This is a genomic window from Ralstonia sp. VS2407, assembly GCF_052950655.1.
This window is the reverse complement of record NZ_JBRFVG010000002.1, coordinates 20,177-35,276: the sequence shown is the minus strand read 5'-3', so window position 1 is coordinate 35,276 and position 15,100 is coordinate 20,177. Positions and strand designations below refer to the sequence as shown.

The window sequence follows — 15,100 nt, the reverse complement described above, 5'->3', positions numbered from 1 at the left end:
CGCGGCTTGCTAAGCTTGGTCTATCCCTCTTCCATTGCCCGTTTCAAGCGCGCCGGCCAGACCGGCGCCTCTTGCGCATGAAACCCGCCCCGATTCCGGATAACGAAGCACAACGTCTGGCCTCCCTCCAGGACATGCTGTTGCTGTCCACGCCAGACGAGGAACTGTTCGATCGCGTGACCCGCACCACCAAGCGCGTGTTCGAAGCCCCCATCGTGCTCGTGTCGCTCATCGACGCCCAGCGCCAATGGTTCAAATCGTGCATCGGGCTGAACGTGCGTGAGACCTCGCGGGACATCTCGTTCTGCGGACATGCCGTGGCCGAAGACCAGATGCTGGTCATTCCCGACACCATGGCCGACCCCCGCTTTGCCGATAACCCGCTCGTCACCGGCGCGCCGCACATCCGCTTCTACGCTGGGCGCCCCGTGAGGAACCTCGCGGGCTACGCCGTGGGCACGCTCTGCGTGATCGATCAGAAGCCACGGGCGTTCGACCAGGCCGAGCAACAACTGCTCAACGACCTGGCGAGTTGGGTGGAATCGGGATTTCGCGAACGCGAACTGAGCGAAACGCAGCGGTCCATCCTGACCGAGCTGCAGGTGGCGCGCCATGAGAGCCTGACCGACCCGATGCTGAGCATCTGGAACCGGCGCGCTGCGATGGAACTGCTCACGCGCGAATGCGGCCACGCGATGCTGCATGGACGCCCGCTTTCGCTGCTGGTGGTTGACGTCGACCACTTCAAGCGCGTGAACGACACCTACGGCCACCCCGTGGGCGATACGGTATTGGTTGAGATCGCTCGCACGCTGCGTGTGAATTCGCGCCCCATCGATGCGGTAGGCCGCTACGGCGGCGAGGAATTTCTGGTGGTGCTGCCCGACACGAACACCCCCCAGGCCACCAGCATTGCGGAGCGCTTACGCAGCGCGGTGGAGTCCTTGGAGATTTGCACGCCCGAGGCCGACGTCCGGTGCACGATCAGCCTGGGCTTGGCGAGTTGTGAGCCAGGGCAGAACCTGTGCACGCCCACCGACCTCATCCTGCGCGCCGATGCCGCGCTGCTGGCTGCCAAACGGCTGGGGCGCAATCGCGTGATATTCGACGGCCAGCCGGTGTAGGTCAGTCTGGCGCTGGCACACCGCCGCGGCGGGCGACGCGCACGTCAACACGTTCGGGCGCCAACGCACGTTCGAACACCGCGCGCGCGGCATGCGTCGTGCCAGTGCCGCACATGAACGCGTCGATGGCGGCAAAGCCGTGTTCTGGCCAGGTATGAATGGAAAGGTGCGATTCAGCAAGCAGCAACACGCCGGTCACGCCGCCCTGCTCGCCCGCGGGCAGCCCTGTGCGCACCGAATCGAATCGATGCAGATACGCATGCAGGATGGTGGCGCCCAGCGCGCCAGCAGCATCACGGAGCGCGCTTTCCAATGCAACAGCATCGCGCAGCAGCGCAGGCGCCACGCCGTACAGATCGAGCAGGAGATGCTCGCCCACGGCGGCGGATGCTTCATCCACAGGCAGCGCGGCGTCAGTGCGCGTCACTTGTGGCCCCCGCTGAAGCCGCCGCCATAACCGCTGCCGCCCGACGAGCCGCCCCAGTAAGACGAGCCACCCGTGCTGCTGCCGTACGATGGCGTGCGCGGCGCGGCAAAGCCGGCCTTCCAGTCCATATAGGTCGCGCCAATCACCACGGCCACGGCATAGAGAACGAACCAGTTCTTCATTCCCCGCCCCCAATCTTGGCGACCAGCCACGCGGGCACGAGCAACAGCAGCGCCGCGAAGAACGTGATACCGAACACCGAGCCCGGCGCCATGAAGAACGGTACGAGGTTCAGTAGACCGAGCAGCACGCAGGCAACCACCGCCACCGTCATGTAGCTCGACGACGAAGATTTGGTCGGCTCGGCCACCACCTTGCCGAACCACGCCTTGATCTGCGCGGCGCTCACCGGCGTGCTTCTGGACCACGTCAGCTCATGCGCGTCGCTCTCTGCAGCCAGGCTTTCCTCGCCGGCGGTGTATTCGACCACACGCGTCTGGTCGCCCGTTTGAACGCGCCAGTTGAAGGCCCCGGCAGCGTACGTCACGCGCGAGGTGTAGTCCTCGTCGCGGGTAAAGACCTTGCCGTCGAGCACCGCGGTGCGGCCGTCCTTCTGGGTGGGCCAGCGGTCGAGCACACTCGCGCGGAACCAACCGTCGTCAGTTTCGACCATCCAGCTGAAACCGCGCTTGGGCGTGTACAGCAGGTATTCGAACCATTCGCCACCGCCATCGACCACCGCGCGGCGCATCACGCCGATCACCTGCCACTGCAGGCCGTCGATAAGCGCCTTGTCGCCCAGCTCCAGTGTGGTGACGACCTGCGGCACCGACCGCGCACGCGCAATGATGTCGCCGCGCGGCGTGGCGGCATCGATGGCCGCACCACAGCCGGGGCACAGCACGTGGCCCGTCACACCGGGGCTGAATGGAATCGACGTGCCGCACTGCGGGCAGTCGAGATTCGTGAGCTTGCGCGGGACGCGGCCGGCGGTTTCCTTGATTTCGGCGTCGGTGCGCAGAAGCTGGCACTTGAGCACGTCGAGCGTGGTGGCCTCGCCCACGTAGAGCGTGGGGGCCGTGCCGTCGGAATAGTCCAGCGTGATGAAGGCGTCTTCGCGGCGGCCATCGGCCACGCGCGCGTGCCAGCCTCCGCCCACGCGGAACGGCAACTCGCCCTGACCGCCTGTGCAATCGGCCTCGCGCACGTCGGACAACACGAACTGCTTGCCTTCGGCGTCGTACAGCTGCCCCGGGCGCAGCGCCTCGAACGCGACCGCATTGGCGGGCGTGCCGCGCGCGAACGTCATCGTGACCTGCCCGGACGCTTCTGCGAGCCAGCCATCGGTGCCGTCGTCGAACAGCACGTACCACTCGTTCCAGAAGCCCGCGTCGTAGCGCAACTGGATACGGCCAACAACTGTGAACGCCTTGCTCTTGTAGCGCCCGGTGGTGCCGATCTGCACGCGTGCGTAGTCCTCCAGCACGGCAGACATCTTGCCGATGTCGGAAAGCGTCTCGCCGTCGCGCAGGAGCGTGCTTTTGCAGAAGCTGCACACCGCCATCACGGCAGCGGCAGACTTCAGTTCCACCGGCGCGCCACACGCCGGGCAGTTGGCATGAAACATGGTCAGGTCGTTCGATTGCGCGAAAAATTGCGCAGAAAAAACGGGCGGCTTGCGGTGCCGCCCGGTCATCCGATCAGCGGGCCGAAGCTCAGCCTCCGGTCAGCGCCTTGAGCACGGCAGCCTTGCCGGCGTCAAAGTCAGCTTGCGTGATGAGGCCCTTGTCGAGCAGCTCCTTGAGTTTGGCCAGGCGTGCGGCAGGGTCGTCCGCTGCGGGTGCAGCCGGTGCCGCAGCCGCAGGTTGAGCCGCCGGAGCAGCCGCCCCACCCGCGTTACCCTGCACCGCCGTACGCAGGCTGTCGGCCATCGCCTGGCCCATCGCCAAGCCTGCTGCCAGGCCGGCACCCGTACCTGCGATGCCGCCTTCGTTGCGTGCGGCCAGCGGCAGCGATTCGGCCGTCTGGTACTGCGTGAAGCGCTGCATGTCGCCGGTCATGTCCATGCTGATGCGGCGGTCCAGCGCAGCCTGCAGTTCGTCGGGCAGCGTGACGCTGGACACCTGGAAGCTGTCGAGCGCCAAGCCGTACTGCGTGAACTGCGGCAGCAGCGCCTCGCGCACCTTGTTCGACATCAGCATCTGGTTGGCGGCCAGGTCGAGGAACGGCACGCCGGATTCGCCAAATGCCGTGGCCATCGCACCCATGATGACGGGGGCGAGTTGCGCCTCGACTTCATCGACGGTGTAGATGTCGCGCGTGCCGCTCACCTGCTGGTAGAACAGCTTCGGATCGGCCACATGGTAGGCGTACACGCCAAAGGCGCGCAGGCGCACCATGCCGAAATCCTTGTCGCGCACCGTCACCGGCTGCGGCGTGCCCCAGCGGCGGCCAAGCTGCTGGCGCGTGCTGAAGTAGTAGACGTCGGACTTGAAGGGGGACTCGAACAGCTTGTCCCAGTTCTTCAGATACGTGAGAACGGGCAACGTCTGCGTGGTCAGCTTGAAGGTGCCGGCACCGAACACGTCAGCAATCTGGCCTTCGTTGACGAACATCGCCATCTGCGAGTCGCGCACGACCAGGGTGCCGCCGTTCTGGATTTCCATGTCCTGCATCGGATAGCGCCAGGCGAGCACGCCGTCTTCGCTTTCCGTCCATTGCAGGATGTCGATGAACTGCTTCTTGATGAAACTGGACAGGCTCACAGCAAACTCCTTCGCGATGATTCGCGGCTCAGGAAGAATCAGGACAAGGTCACGACAGGCACGCCGCGTTGATCACGCCAACGGCCAATGCGCTCACGCCAAACAGCATACCGGCGGCGATATTGTTGTGTTCGATCTGCAAGCGGTAGTCGGGCATCAGCCGCGTGAGCACCAGGAAGACGATCAGCTGCACCACCGACGCCATCACCGCCCAGAACAGGAAGGGCACCAGGCCATCGGCGTGCGTGATGCTCGACGCGATGGTGAGCACGAAGCCGAGCAGCGCCCCTGCCAGCGACAGCGCCGCCGCAATATTGCCTTCGCGGATCAGCTTGACCTCGTCATACGGCGTCAGGCGCAGGTAGATGAAGAAGAAGCCGGAGAACACCACGGCGCCCGCCAACAGGTGCGAGGCGTAGGCGATCACGGAAGCGGTCATGTCGGGCATGGGATGGCCGTGCAGTACATAGGTGGCGCCACTATAGCGGCTGATGCGCCGCTTGCGTACCCCCCGATGCTGCCGTGCACCAGCCTGCTCGCGGGCCGGGAAAAAAGGCGGCACAATCGCGCTCGCCTTGGCATCCGCCGTTTGTTAACGCCCCTTCATTTTTCACCTTCGCAGCATGTCGACGCCGCAGCCTGACGCCACATACGAACCCACGCAGCCTGCGGGCCGCGGCAATGCCTTGCTGGTCCTCGCCGTCTTCGTGGTGGCCTCATGCGGGCTGGCGTACGAATTGATTGCCGGGGCACTGGCTTCGTACCTGCTGGGTGATTCCATCCTGCAGTTCTCTTCCATCATCGGCGCCTATCTGTTTGCCATGGGAATCGGCTCGTGGCTCTCACGCTACGTGGCCGACGACGCGCTGCTCGCCCGCTTTGTCGATCTGGAATTGCTGGTCGGGCTGTTTGGCGGCGTGTCTGCGGCGGCATTGTTTGCGTTGTTTGCACTGGAGTCGGCGCCGTTCCGGCTGGTGCTGTATGCGCTGGTTACGGTGATCGGCGTGCTGGTCGGCATGGAGATCCCGCTGGTGATGCGCATGCTGCATCGGCGGCAGGCCAAGTTCTCCGATCTCGTCAGCCGCGTGCTGACGTTCGATTACCTCGGCGCGCTGGCCGTGTCGCTGCTGTTTCCGCTGGTGCTGGCGCCGCGCCTGGGGCTGGTGCGCACCGGCTTCCTGTTCGGCCTGTTCAATACGGCGATTGCGGTCTGGACGCTCTGGCATTTCCGTGCCGAGCTGGCGCTCTCGGCCCGCATGCGCACGGCGATGGCGTGGCGCGCCGGCGCAGTGGCAGCGGCATTGCTCGCGGGCTTTGGCGCATCGGACAAGCTCACGCACTGGTCTGAACGTGCGCTCTTTGGCGACGAGATCATCCATGCGATTTCCTCGCCGTATCAGCGGCTGGTGGTCACCCGCTGGAAAGACGACCTGCGGCTGTACATCAACGGCAACCTGCAGTTTTCGTCGCGCGACGAATACCGCTATCACGAGGCGCTCGTGCTTCCTGCGCTGGAATCCGTGCGCGGTGCGCGGCGCGTGCTGGTGCTGGGCGGCGGCGACGGCCTCGCGCTGCGGCAGATCCTGAAGTACCCGCAGATCGAGCACGTCACGCTGGTCGACCTGGACCCGCGCATGACGAACCTGTTCTCGCACGCCGAGGCGCTCGTCGCGCTCAATCAGCATGCATTCAGCGACCCCCGCGTGACGGTGGTCAACGCTGATGCCGCGCAATGGATGCAGACCGCTACCGACATGTTCGACGTGGCCATCGTGGATTTTCCAGACCCGTCCAACTTCAGCATCGGCAAGCTGTATTCGGTGCCGTTCTATCGGCTGCTATCGCGCCATGTGGCGGATACGGGCCTGGTCGTCATTCAGGCCACGTCTCCGTATTTCGCGCCGCGTTCGTACTGGTGTGTGGATGCGACTTTGAAGGAAGCCGGTTACCGCACGTGGCCGTACCACGCGCTGGTCCCCTCGTTTGGCGAATGGGGCTTCATCCTGGCCGCGCCGGGCCGCGCGGACTTCAAGCCGCCTACGTCGTACCGCGTGCCGACACGCTTCCTGGATGCCGACACCACGCATCAGATGTTCAGCTTCGCGCCCGACATGCCGCGCCCGCAGGTGGAGCCCAACCGGCTGAACAACCAATCGCTGGTGCGGTATTTCGAAGAAGACTGGCACGGCGTGCTGCGCTGATGACCGACACATCATGAACAGCAGACGCAGCTTTCTGGTGGGTGCAGCAGCGGCCGGTGTGGCCGCCGCGGGTGCCGCTTCGTGGGCAGGCTTTCGGGCCTTTACGGAAATCACGCCCAACGTGCGCATGCCGGGTCAGGCTGCGGGCCACCAATTGCGCGACTTGCGCGCGTTGCCTGCACTATCGGAAACGCGCCGCGTGGGCGTGGCCATCTGCGGCAGCGGCATCGGCGGATTGAGCTGCGCTTGGCGGCTGGCAAAAAGCGGCCGGCGCGACGTGGTAGTCGTCGAAGGCCCGGAGCGCTATGGCAATGCGGCCGGTGGCGCCTTCGGTACGCAGCGCTTCCCGACGGGTGCGCATTACCTGCCGCTGCCGTCGATGGAATCGACGCACGTGCGCGAGATGCTGGCCGACTTTGGCGTGATCGAACGCGACCCGTTTTCGCTGCGTCCGACGTACGACGAACGCGTGCTCGTACACGCGCCCGATGAACGCCTGTGGCTCGGCAATCGCTGGCAAGACGGCTTCGTGCCGCACGAGGGCATCACGCCCGACGAGCGCGCCGAGCACACACGGTTCTTTGCCCAAATCGACAGCCTGCGCCAAACCAAGGGCGCCGACGGCCGCCGTATCTTTGCCGTGCCGACAGCGCTTTCGTCCGCAGACCCGGCATGGCGCGCGCTCGATGCACTGACCTTTCGCGACTGGCTGCACCGCGAGGGCTACCGCGCCGCCACGCTGCACTGGTACGCCGATTACTGCTGCTGCGACGATTACGGCGCCACGGCAGATCACGTCTCAGCATGGGCCGGCATTGCGTACTTCGCCAGCCGCGGCGGCATGGCGAGCAATGCCGAGCAGGGCACCGTGCTGACGTGGCCTGAGGGGCTGGACTGGATGGCGGAGCGGCTGTTCGAAGCCGCCGGACTGAATGAGCCAGGCCGCTTGCTACCTGGCAGCGCCGCGCGCATCGGCAGGACGAACGAAGCCGGCGCACGCGTCTTCGCCGATGTGCTGCAGGCAGACGGTCGCGTTGTGCGCCTGCTGGCCGATCACGTGGTCAGCGCAATGCCATTGCACGTTGCCAAGCACATCGTCGAGGGCTTTGATGTGCCCGCCGCCGAGTTGCCCGAAGCCGCGCCGTGGCTGCTTGCCAACCTGCTTATCGACGGCTTTCCGCCCGAACACGACGACACGCCGCTGGCATGGGACAACGTGGTCTATCGCGGTACCGGCCTGGGCTACGTGGTGGCCAATCACCAGGACATTCGCGTCGGGCCGCCCGCGCAGAGCGTCTTCACGGCCTACGTGGCGCTGTCGGACATGATGCCCAAGGCGGCACGTGAATGGCTGCTGAAGGCATCGCCGCAAGCGCTGCTCGATCGCGCGTTGGCCGATCTGGATAGGGTGTACGGCATTCGCCTGCGCACGCAGATCCGCCGGGCAGACCTGACACTGCGCGGCCACGCGATGGCAATTCCCACACCGGGCTTTCTCTCGCGGCCAAACATTGCGCGCCTGCGTGAGAGCGCCGGGCCGATCCACTACGCGCATGCGGACCTGTCCGGCTATTCGGTTTTTGAAGAAGCGGCGTGGTGGGGGGATCGCGCGGCGCGGCGCATTCTGGCCGGCTGATTTCCTGGCGCCGCCGCAGGACGTTCAGCGCAACCGCTCAACCTCGGCCATCAGATCCCACGCGGCCGGATCGATATCGCTGCGCTCAAGGGCCAGCGACACGTATGCGCCGATCATGTCGACAAACCCGCGCGCAAACGCGGGCGGATACCCGCTGCCCGTGTACTGCATCAGTTGCTGCCGCAAGAGGCGTGGCCGATGCTGCCTGAACTCGCGCACATAGGCCTGCGTTCGGCAGAGGAAGGCTCGCGCTTCGAGCGCACCATCAAGGTAGACGCGGCGTTTGGTGAGTGTCATGGGCGGCTCCCGGATCGCAACGGAACGGGGCACAGCCAAGGCGGGGAAGGAAAAGACGCGGGGCGACGCCCGCTGAATACAACAGTCATGGAGCCTCCTACGGATTGCAAAAGGCCCGACTAGTCGCTGCTAAACGAGGGTGGCGGGCCCGACGACAGGGTTAGCAGACCGGCCCGTAGGACGCCGGCGACCCGAAGGTCCCCTGCCCGGCCCGCCGTGGTACAAGCGTGCGCGAGCACGGACGTAAAAAAGCCGCCCGAGGCGGCCGTCCGGCCATACGGTAAGAATAGGCTGCTAAACCCAGCTGCCGTTGGTGCGGCAGCGCCGTGAATTATAGCGGCGGCAACAGCGCGGCCCACATGCGAAATTGCAGCATTTCGTGATCGCGCCGTACCGCCAATCCCGCCGTTCTGTGTGCGCTTACCCCTGACGAGACCAGAGCGTACGGCCGAAGAACGTCAGCGCGCGGTCCCACGCATGTTCGGCCCACACCGGGTCGTACTGCGTGATGGCGATGCGGTTCTCGCCCACGGCCGTTTCATTGGCGAACGCGTGGTGCGCGAGATAGCGGTGGAAGTCCACATCGACGCCGGCATCGACGAGCTTCTTTTCCAGTGCATCAACGCCCTCGATCTTGAAGGCGTTGTCTTGCGTGCCCCAGTGACCCTGCACCGGCACCTTGATCTTCGAGGCGTCGATGTATTCCAGCGGGGGGTAGCCGTACCAGACCACGCCGGCATCCGCTTCCGGCACGTTACACAGCGTCAGCAGTGTCAGCGCACCGCCCATGCAGTAGCCCGTCACGCCCACGCGGTCGCAGGTCTGCTTGAGGTATTGCACTGCACCGCGCACGTCCTGCGTGGCCGCGTCGCCAAAATTGAGGTTGGTCATCAAGTGGTGGGCTTCCTCCTCTTCAACCGTCATCTTGCCGCGATAGAGATCGGGCACCAGGGCCACGTAGCCCGCGCGCGCGAGGCGGTCCGCCACGCCGCGAATCTGGTCGTTCAAGCCCCACCACTCCTGGATGACGACGATGCCCGGGGCGCCTTCCGCCTTGGCCGGCTTGGCCAGATAGCCCTGGACGTCCTGCCCGTCTGGGCGCTTGAACGAGATCATGGATCCTTGCGATGCAGTCATGCGATGGCTCCTCTGCCTGGAACGAAAACGCACAGGATAGTCCTGCCAGATGAAATTTGCAGGCGGTGCCTCAGCGGGAATGGGCTGCGTGCCCCTCTGCCCTGCCGATACCCCTCCCTCAGGGTGCCGATACGCGGCGCAAAGTCTCTATCATGGCGGCACGTTCACATCCGGATTGCCACCCATGATCAAAACCCTCGGCCTCATCGCCTACCTGCTCGTATTGCTGATTCACGTCTATATCGTTGTGCTGGAAATGGTGCTCTGGAAAACGCGCGGGCCCAAGGTCTTCGGCATGACGCCCGAGAAAGCCGCTGAAACCGCAGCCATGGCGTCCAACCAGGGCCTGTACAACGGCTTTCTGGTGGCTGCGCTGGTGATTGGGCTGGTGGCGCCAGACCCGACCGTCAACGCGTCGTTCGCGCTGTTCGGGCTGATCTGCGTGGCGGTGGCCGGCATCTGGGGCGCCATTACCGTCAACAAGCGGATTCTTTTCGTGCAGACCGTGCCGGCTGTGGCGGCGTTGGTGCTGGGGTGGTTCGCCTAAAGGCGTGGGGCGTTGAGCGCTGAAGCGACGGCTGCAATGCTTGTCTGCCTCGCCGCTGCGCACTAGCTTGAAAGAAGTCAGGAGCGCATTAGATGCGCTCTCGCCAACCGGGTCCTGCATATGCCGCCTGCAGATTGTCGGACGCTCCGAATACTGGGCCGGGCGCTGCTGCTGGCAACCCTGGTGTGGGGCCCTCCCGTCTCCGCTCAAGTGAGGAACGCCATGACGCTCACCTTGACCTCTCCGGCCTTTGCCGCCGGCGGCGAAATCCCCAGCCGCCTCACATGTGAAGGCGCGGATACATCGCCTCCGCTCGCATGGGCCGGCGCTCCGGCCGGCACACGCAGCCTGGCATTGATTGTCGATGACCCCGACGCCCCCGACCCCGCCGCACCAAAGATGACGTGGGTCCACTGGGTGCTCTACAACATCCCGCCCGCCACGACTTCGCTGTCGGAAGACGCGTCGCGCAAGGGGCTGCCTCCCGGCGCACGCCCCGGCAACAACGACTGGAAGCGCACCGCATACGGCGGCCCCTGCCCGCCCGTCGGGCGCCATCGCTACTACCACAAGCTCTACGCGCTGAATGTGGAACTGCCGGAGCTTGGCGCACCTACCCAGGCCGAGCTGGAGCGGGCCATGCGCGGCCATGTGCTGGCTGAAGCCGAACTTGTCGGCACGTATCAGAAGCACGACCACTGAGCCGATTCGTCGGAAGTTGAGGCAGGCTGCCTCTCAAGGCTTGGCAACCGCGCCCTGGCGAAACAGCGCATACGGCACGCCCCGCTCCGGGTGTGCCGTTGTCTGGTTGATGAAGCGTTCGACATCGGGCACGTCATGTAGGGCGGTCATGAACGGCGCCAGCGCATAACCCGGCGCCACGCAGCCCTGCACCAGCATCCACCGCTCCCATATCGTCACCCACAGCGTGGTGTTCTGCTTCCATCCCGGCACATGGATCGACATCCATTGCAGGCGCCGCTTCGCAGTCTCGGCAATCTCATCGTCGTACGCGAAGGAGTTGAACTGGCGGCAGCGCCCTTCCAGCCAACAATGGTTGCCGTGCTCGATGCGGTGGTGCGAATCGCGCTTCCATTCCGCCTCGGTGATGCGCGGGCCGGCCGGCTCAGGGCAGTTGGCTACGCCTGACGATATCTGGAAGAACGGGTCGTGACCCCGGTTCTGCAGATCGTCTTCAGCGTGGGTGGCCGGCGCAGCCAGCAGCAGCGCCAGGACAAGACAGCGTGCGGAAATCATCACGGTGGCCTCCTCGCCCGCACGGGGGCGTCGGCTTGAGCAATGCTGCGAAGGATAGGCGCAAAGCGGCGGACCATCCAGGCGCACCGGGCGACTCCCCAACTTATCTGGACTGCACGTGTGCCGCGAGCATCGAGGCAAACACAGCATGCAGCTCGGTCTTGCCGAAACGCTGCTCGGATAAGCCCTTCTCTACGTCGATCTGCCCAGCGTTGACCGCGTCGTACAGTTCGGTGATGAGCTGTACATGGTTCGGGCTCAGACCGGCGCGTTGCAGCATCGGCGCCCAAGCGGTGCGCGGCAGTGCATCGGCAACAATCTCGCGGCCTACGACGGCGCCAAACGCGCGTGCCACGTCGACCAGGCTCACGCGGCGCGGGCCTTCCACGCTGACGATGCGCAGCGTCTTGCCCGATGGCCCTTCCAGCAACAACTCGGCGGCCAGCGCACCAACGTCTTGCGTGGCGACCGTCGCAAATGCGCGATCCAATGGTTGATGCAGGCTGGGCAGCCGCCCCGTCGCCAGCATGACGGGCAGCATCGCCGCCCAGTTCTGCGCGTGCTCTGCTGAACGCAGCAGCGTCAGATGGGTCGCCAGCGGCTTGAGCCGCTCTTCCAGCAGATGAAACAACCGCGTCAGGCCAGTGCCCCGGTCCAGTTCAGCGCCGTAGTCCGACAGGGCCAGGACAGCCGGGGGCGGGTTGGCGCGCAGCGCATCGGCGGCCACGTCGACCATGCGCTCCATGGTCGACGCTGGGTCCGCATCACGCACTGGCACCGGACACAGCATCTGCACGGCCGTGGCGCCCTTGATGGCCGATGCGACCGAAGCCGGATCTGTCAGGTCGGCAATCGCAATGTCGCAGCCGAGCTTGGCCAGCACCTCGCCTTGCCGGGCATGGCGGACCACCGCGCGCACGGGCCGACCCGCGTTGCGTAGCGCCCTGGCGGTGACGCCGCCGACTTTGCCCGACGCCCCAAAGATGACAAACATGTTCGCGCTCCTCTCAAGTGGGAGGCACGAGCTTAGGGTGGCGCCGCAAACGCAACTTGCAGGAACGGAGGAATCTGGCAGATTCGTAGGATTGACTACGTGGCCAGCGTGTCCACCGAAGCGGCCGCAGCCTTGCCCGCGCGAACGACATCACGCGGGCCCACACCAAGCAGCCGCTGCATCCACTGCGTCATATGGCTCTGGTGCGCGAAGCCAACCTCGAGCGCGATCTGCGACGCGCTGCGCCTGCCATCGAGCAGCAGCGCCTTCGCACGCTCCACGCGGCGCTGCACGACATAGCGATGCACCGGCACGCCCAGCGTTGCACGAAACAGCACGTTGAAATGCGGCACGCTCAAGCCAGCCTGCGCTGCCAGATCGGCCAGCATCAGGCGCTGGTGCAGGTGGGCTTCGATGTAGTCGATCACGCGTGCAGCCACGCGGGGCGCCAGCATGCGAGCACTGTTGGCTGCCCCCTCGGCCGCATCGTGACTGCCGCGCAGCAGTCGGACGACCAGCGCCGTACACAGGCTTTCCGCATACAACGCATCGGAGGTATCTTCCGCCTCCAGCTCGGCCCCCAGCGCCGCGGCAAGATGCCGCACGCGCGCATCGCGCCATTGCAGACGGGGCGTGATGTCTGCCGGTGCACCCACCTGTTCGCCGATGCGGCGCACAAACGTATCGGTGATGGCGATGCGCAGAATCCGGCAGTCGGTATCGTCCGTCCACATGCCAGGCAGGCCAGCCGGAATCACGTTCGCATCACCGGGCGCCTGGATGCCCGAATAACGGCGGCCGTCGCATACGCAGTTCGCCCGCACAGGCGCGCCGACATGCACGGTAACGCGGTGCTGCGCCATGGCGGGCACCCGGTACGTGCCGGGCCGGATGCCGAGCAGTGTGGCGGCAAAGCCGTCCCAGCCGAGCCCCTCGCTGGAGCGCAGGCTGACTGGAGCGGGTTCAAGCATGACAGCGGGCGTGATGGCGTTCATGGCGGGCTCAGGAATCCGGTGGCGCCACGACATTCTGCGCCCACCCATCCCCTATCGTTGCCATAACAAAGATCAATTAGATTTGCAGCACCGATAGCCAGATACTTTCCAACGTTGTATTTGGCTTCCCCACAGCCGAATTTTCGACGGCCTCCGGGCCGTCTTTTTATTTCGGTGCCCCGCGCTTATGGTGAAACGGCAGCACCCATAACACGGAGACACGCCAATGGACCGTGACGCATTCGTCAGTGCACTGACAGCGGAAGGCTTTACCGAGTTTGTCCTCGTTATGCGAGAGGCGGGCGAGCTGGACACGCACACGCACCCGTTCGAGGCGAAAGCGCTCATCCTGGAAGGAGAAATCTATATCCGCGCAGACGGCGCCGAGCGCGTCTACCGGCCCGGCGACACATTCCATCTGGCCGCCAACGCACCGCACACCGAGCGCTACGGCCCGCAGGGTGTGCAGTACCTGGTGGCGCGGCGCTAGGTCCGCAGGTCAGGCGCGCGCCGGATACTGCGCCAGCACCTTGTCGCGAATCGACGGTTTGATGTTCGCCAGCGACATGTTGCCGTTGTAGTGCGCCACCACGCGCGGGTTCATCACGCGAAACCACAGCGGCGGCACATAGGCAATCAGGATCATCGCGGCATAACCGGCGGGCAGTTGCGGCGAGTGCTCGAAATGCCGCAGCGCCTGGAATGAGCGCGTCGGGTTGGCGTGGTGATCGGCATGCCGCTGCAGTTGATACAGGAACAGGTTCGTCACCACGTGGTTGCTGTTCCATGAATGCTGCGGCGTGCATCGCTCGTAGCGGCCGCTGGGCAATTGCTGGCGGCACAGGCCGTAGTGCTCCAGGTAGTTCACCACCTCCAGCAACGATGCACCGTAGATGGCCTGGATGATCAGGAACGGCACCGCCTTGAGCCCAACAAACGCGATGCACACACCCCACAGCACCACCGTCATCGCCCAGGCGTTAAGCACATCGTTGCGCCATGACCAGACCGAGTGGCCCTGCTGCTCCAGCCGACGCTTCTCCAATGCCCACGCCGATTTGACGCTGCCCACCACCGTGCGCGGCAGAAACTCCCAGAACGACTCGCCATAGCGCGCGCTTGCCGGATCAGCCGGCGTGGCCACGCGCACGTGGTGGCCGCGGTTGTGCTCCACGAAGAAGTGGCCATACGCCACGGGCGCGAGCGTGATCTTTGCGAGCCAGCGCTCGAAGCCATCGGTCTTGTGACCAAGCTCGTGCGCGGTATTGATCGAGATGCCCGTCACCACGCCCACCGAAAACGCGAACGCAAGGTAGTCGTACCAGGCAAGGTCATACGTGCGCAGCACCCACATCGCCACCGCAAAGCTCACGTAGAGCACGGTGGTGGCGAGGTAGACGATGCGGCGGTAGTAACGCTGTTTTTCCAGCGTGGGGACGACGTCTTCAGGCGGGTTATCGCGATCGTCGCCGATCAGGAAATCGAGCAGCGGGATGATCGTGAACACGATGAACGGCCCCGCCCACCAGAGCGGATGCCAGCCCGTCGCCAGCGCCGAAACGGCCGCGATGATGGGTAGCGTGATGGTCAGCGCGCCGAGCATCCAGAGATAGCGCTTGCCGTCGGTCCATTCTACGGACGCGACCATGCCGGGTGTTGCCATTGTCTTCCTCCTGTTTTGCCCCGCCGGGTAGCTTGGCTTGTGTACGCACATGCGTGC

At 65.1% G+C, this 15,100-nt stretch carries 17 protein-coding genes; 6 read left to right on the top strand and 11 right to left on the bottom strand.

Going from position 1 to position 15,100, the window contains the following annotated elements; translation table 11 throughout:
• Window positions 1-77: 77 nt before the first annotated feature.
• Complete coding sequence (locus tag ACU8YE_RS03415; RefSeq protein WP_446928097.1) at window positions 78-1,124, top strand: sensor domain-containing diguanylate cyclase; 1,047 nt, start codon at window positions 78-80, stop codon at window positions 1,122-1,124.
• 1 nt (window position 1,125) lies between these two features.
• On the opposite strand, the gene speD is transcribed toward ACU8YE_RS03415, so the two are convergent.
• From speD to ACU8YE_RS03390, 5 genes are all read right to left on the bottom strand, one after another.
• Window positions 1,126-1,551, bottom strand: a complete 426-nt coding sequence (gene speD, locus ACU8YE_RS03410) for an adenosylmethionine decarboxylase (RefSeq protein ID WP_316879328.1) — start codon at window positions 1,549-1,551, stop codon at window positions 1,126-1,128.
• Window positions 1,548-1,733 carry a hypothetical protein gene (locus ACU8YE_RS03405; RefSeq protein WP_039375299.1) on the bottom strand — a complete coding sequence of 62 codons (186 nt, stop codon included), beginning with the start codon at window positions 1,731-1,733 and terminating at the stop codon, window positions 1,548-1,550. Before ACU8YE_RS03405 ends, speD begins: the two co-directional genes overlap by 4 nt.
• Window positions 1,730-3,178 (bottom strand): DUF4178 domain-containing protein, encoded by a 1,449-nt coding sequence (locus ACU8YE_RS03400; RefSeq protein ID WP_446928096.1) that lies wholly within the window; start codon window positions 3,176-3,178, stop codon window positions 1,730-1,732. Before ACU8YE_RS03400 ends, ACU8YE_RS03405 begins: the two co-directional genes overlap by 4 nt.
• Before the next feature lie 88 nt (window positions 3,179-3,266).
• Window positions 3,267-4,316, bottom strand: a complete 1,050-nt coding sequence (locus ACU8YE_RS03395) for an SPFH domain-containing protein (RefSeq protein WP_232039866.1) — start codon at window positions 4,314-4,316, stop codon at window positions 3,267-3,269.
• A gap of 49 nt (window positions 4,317-4,365) precedes the next feature.
• The gene (locus ACU8YE_RS03390; RefSeq protein WP_232039867.1) at window positions 4,366-4,764 is read right to left on the bottom strand and encodes a DUF350 domain-containing protein; all 399 of its coding nucleotides are present in this window, start codon (window positions 4,762-4,764) and stop codon (window positions 4,366-4,368) included.
• A gap of 175 nt (window positions 4,765-4,939) precedes the next feature.
• On the opposite strand from ACU8YE_RS03390, the gene ACU8YE_RS03385 reads away from it, so the two are divergent.
• Together ACU8YE_RS03385 and ACU8YE_RS03380 are read left to right on the top strand one after the other, a co-directional pair.
• Window positions 4,940-6,517 carry a polyamine aminopropyltransferase gene (locus ACU8YE_RS03385; protein ID WP_343619267.1) on the top strand — a complete coding sequence of 526 codons (1,578 nt, stop codon included), beginning with the start codon at window positions 4,940-4,942 and terminating at the stop codon, window positions 6,515-6,517.
• Between the two features lie 13 nt (window positions 6,518-6,530).
• A complete protein-coding gene (locus tag ACU8YE_RS03380; protein ID WP_446928095.1) occupies window positions 6,531-8,153 on the top strand; it encodes an FAD-dependent oxidoreductase in 1,623 nt (540 codons plus the stop codon).
• 24 nt (window positions 8,154-8,177) lie between these two features.
• On the opposite strand, the gene ACU8YE_RS03375 is transcribed toward ACU8YE_RS03380, so the two are convergent.
• On the bottom strand, window positions 8,178-8,450 hold the full coding sequence (locus ACU8YE_RS03375; RefSeq protein ID WP_343619269.1) for a hypothetical protein: 273 nt from the start codon (window positions 8,448-8,450) through the stop codon (window positions 8,178-8,180).
• Window positions 8,451-8,870: 420 nt separating this feature from the next.
• On the bottom strand, window positions 8,871-9,587 hold the full coding sequence (locus ACU8YE_RS03370; protein WP_316869695.1) for a dienelactone hydrolase family protein: 717 nt from the start codon (window positions 9,585-9,587) through the stop codon (window positions 8,871-8,873).
• A 184-nt stretch (window positions 9,588-9,771) separates the two neighbouring features.
• Between ACU8YE_RS03370 and ACU8YE_RS03365 the strand changes: the two genes are divergently transcribed.
• Together ACU8YE_RS03365 and ACU8YE_RS03360 are read left to right on the top strand one after the other, a co-directional pair.
• Window positions 9,772-10,134 carry a DUF1304 domain-containing protein gene (locus ACU8YE_RS03365; protein WP_024978500.1) on the top strand — a complete coding sequence of 121 codons (363 nt, stop codon included), beginning with the start codon at window positions 9,772-9,774 and terminating at the stop codon, window positions 10,132-10,134.
• A gap of 222 nt (window positions 10,135-10,356) precedes the next feature.
• Entirely contained in the window at window positions 10,357-10,836 is a 480-nt protein-coding gene (locus ACU8YE_RS03360) for a YbhB/YbcL family Raf kinase inhibitor-like protein (RefSeq protein WP_446928094.1), read from the top strand.
• Window positions 10,837-10,869: 33 nt separating this feature from the next.
• On the opposite strand, the gene ACU8YE_RS03355 is transcribed toward ACU8YE_RS03360, so the two are convergent.
• The 3 genes from ACU8YE_RS03355 to ACU8YE_RS03345 all read right to left on the bottom strand — a co-directional run bounded on the left by ACU8YE_RS03355 (window position 10,870) and on the right by ACU8YE_RS03345 (window position 13,380).
• Window positions 10,870-11,391, bottom strand: coding sequence for a BON domain-containing protein (locus tag ACU8YE_RS03355; RefSeq protein WP_260773037.1), 522 nt, complete (start codon window positions 11,389-11,391; stop codon window positions 10,870-10,872).
• A 103-nt stretch (window positions 11,392-11,494) separates the two neighbouring features.
• Window positions 11,495-12,385, bottom strand: coding sequence for an NmrA family NAD(P)-binding protein (locus ACU8YE_RS03350; RefSeq protein ID WP_446928093.1), 891 nt, complete (start codon window positions 12,383-12,385; stop codon window positions 11,495-11,497).
• A gap of 95 nt (window positions 12,386-12,480) precedes the next feature.
• Window positions 12,481-13,380 carry a helix-turn-helix domain-containing protein gene (locus ACU8YE_RS03345; RefSeq protein WP_446928092.1) on the bottom strand — a complete coding sequence of 300 codons (900 nt, stop codon included), beginning with the start codon at window positions 13,378-13,380 and terminating at the stop codon, window positions 12,481-12,483.
• A 226-nt stretch (window positions 13,381-13,606) separates the two neighbouring features.
• On the opposite strand from ACU8YE_RS03345, the gene ACU8YE_RS03340 reads away from it, so the two are divergent.
• On the top strand, window positions 13,607-13,870 hold the full coding sequence (locus ACU8YE_RS03340; RefSeq protein WP_260801455.1) for a cupin domain-containing protein: 264 nt from the start codon (window positions 13,607-13,609) through the stop codon (window positions 13,868-13,870).
• Window positions 13,871-13,879: 9 nt separating this feature from the next.
• On the opposite strand, the gene ACU8YE_RS03335 is transcribed toward ACU8YE_RS03340, so the two are convergent.
• Entirely contained in the window at window positions 13,880-15,043 is a 1,164-nt protein-coding gene (locus ACU8YE_RS03335) for an alkane 1-monooxygenase (RefSeq protein ID WP_232039878.1), read from the bottom strand.
• Window positions 15,044-15,100: the final 57 nt, after the last annotated feature.

What these genes read in the sequence shown, in the direction of transcription:
- ACU8YE_RS03360 (WP_446928094.1), top strand. Translation starts at nt 10,357, where the DNA reads ATGACGCTCACCTTGACCTCTCCGGCCTTTGCCGCCGGCGGCGAAATC.
- ACU8YE_RS03415 (WP_446928097.1), top strand. Translation starts at nt 78, where the DNA reads ATGAAACCCGCCCCGATTCCGGATAACGAAGCACAACGTCTGGCCTCC.
- ACU8YE_RS03350 (WP_446928093.1), bottom strand. Translation starts at nt 12,385, where the DNA reads ATGTTTGTCATCTTTGGGGCGTCGGGCAAAGTCGGCGGCGTCACCGCC.
- ACU8YE_RS03400 (WP_446928096.1), bottom strand. Translation starts at nt 3,178, where the DNA reads ATGTTTCATGCCAACTGCCCGGCGTGTGGCGCGCCGGTGGAACTGAAG.
- ACU8YE_RS03335 (WP_232039878.1), bottom strand. Translation starts at nt 15,043, where the DNA reads ATGGCAACACCCGGCATGGTCGCGTCCGTAGAATGGACCGACGGCAAG.
- ACU8YE_RS03355 (WP_260773037.1), bottom strand. Translation starts at nt 11,391, where the DNA reads ATGATTTCCGCACGCTGTCTTGTCCTGGCGCTGCTGCTGGCTGCGCCG.
- ACU8YE_RS03405 (WP_039375299.1), bottom strand. Translation starts at nt 1,733, where the DNA reads ATGAAGAACTGGTTCGTTCTCTATGCCGTGGCCGTGGTGATTGGCGCG.
- ACU8YE_RS03385 (WP_343619267.1), top strand. Translation starts at nt 4,940, where the DNA reads ATGTCGACGCCGCAGCCTGACGCCACATACGAACCCACGCAGCCTGCG.
- ACU8YE_RS03390 (WP_232039867.1), bottom strand. Translation starts at nt 4,764, where the DNA reads ATGCCCGACATGACCGCTTCCGTGATCGCCTACGCCTCGCACCTGTTG.
- ACU8YE_RS03340 (WP_260801455.1), top strand. Translation starts at nt 13,607, where the DNA reads ATGGACCGTGACGCATTCGTCAGTGCACTGACAGCGGAAGGCTTTACC.
- ACU8YE_RS03370 (WP_316869695.1), bottom strand. Translation starts at nt 9,587, where the DNA reads ATGACTGCATCGCAAGGATCCATGATCTCGTTCAAGCGCCCAGACGGG.
- ACU8YE_RS03365 (WP_024978500.1), top strand. Translation starts at nt 9,772, where the DNA reads ATGATCAAAACCCTCGGCCTCATCGCCTACCTGCTCGTATTGCTGATT.
- ACU8YE_RS03380 (WP_446928095.1), top strand. Translation starts at nt 6,531, where the DNA reads ATGAACAGCAGACGCAGCTTTCTGGTGGGTGCAGCAGCGGCCGGTGTG.
- ACU8YE_RS03345 (WP_446928092.1), bottom strand. Translation starts at nt 13,380, where the DNA reads ATGAACGCCATCACGCCCGCTGTCATGCTTGAACCCGCTCCAGTCAGC.
- ACU8YE_RS03375 (WP_343619269.1), bottom strand. Translation starts at nt 8,450, where the DNA reads ATGACACTCACCAAACGCCGCGTCTACCTTGATGGTGCGCTCGAAGCG.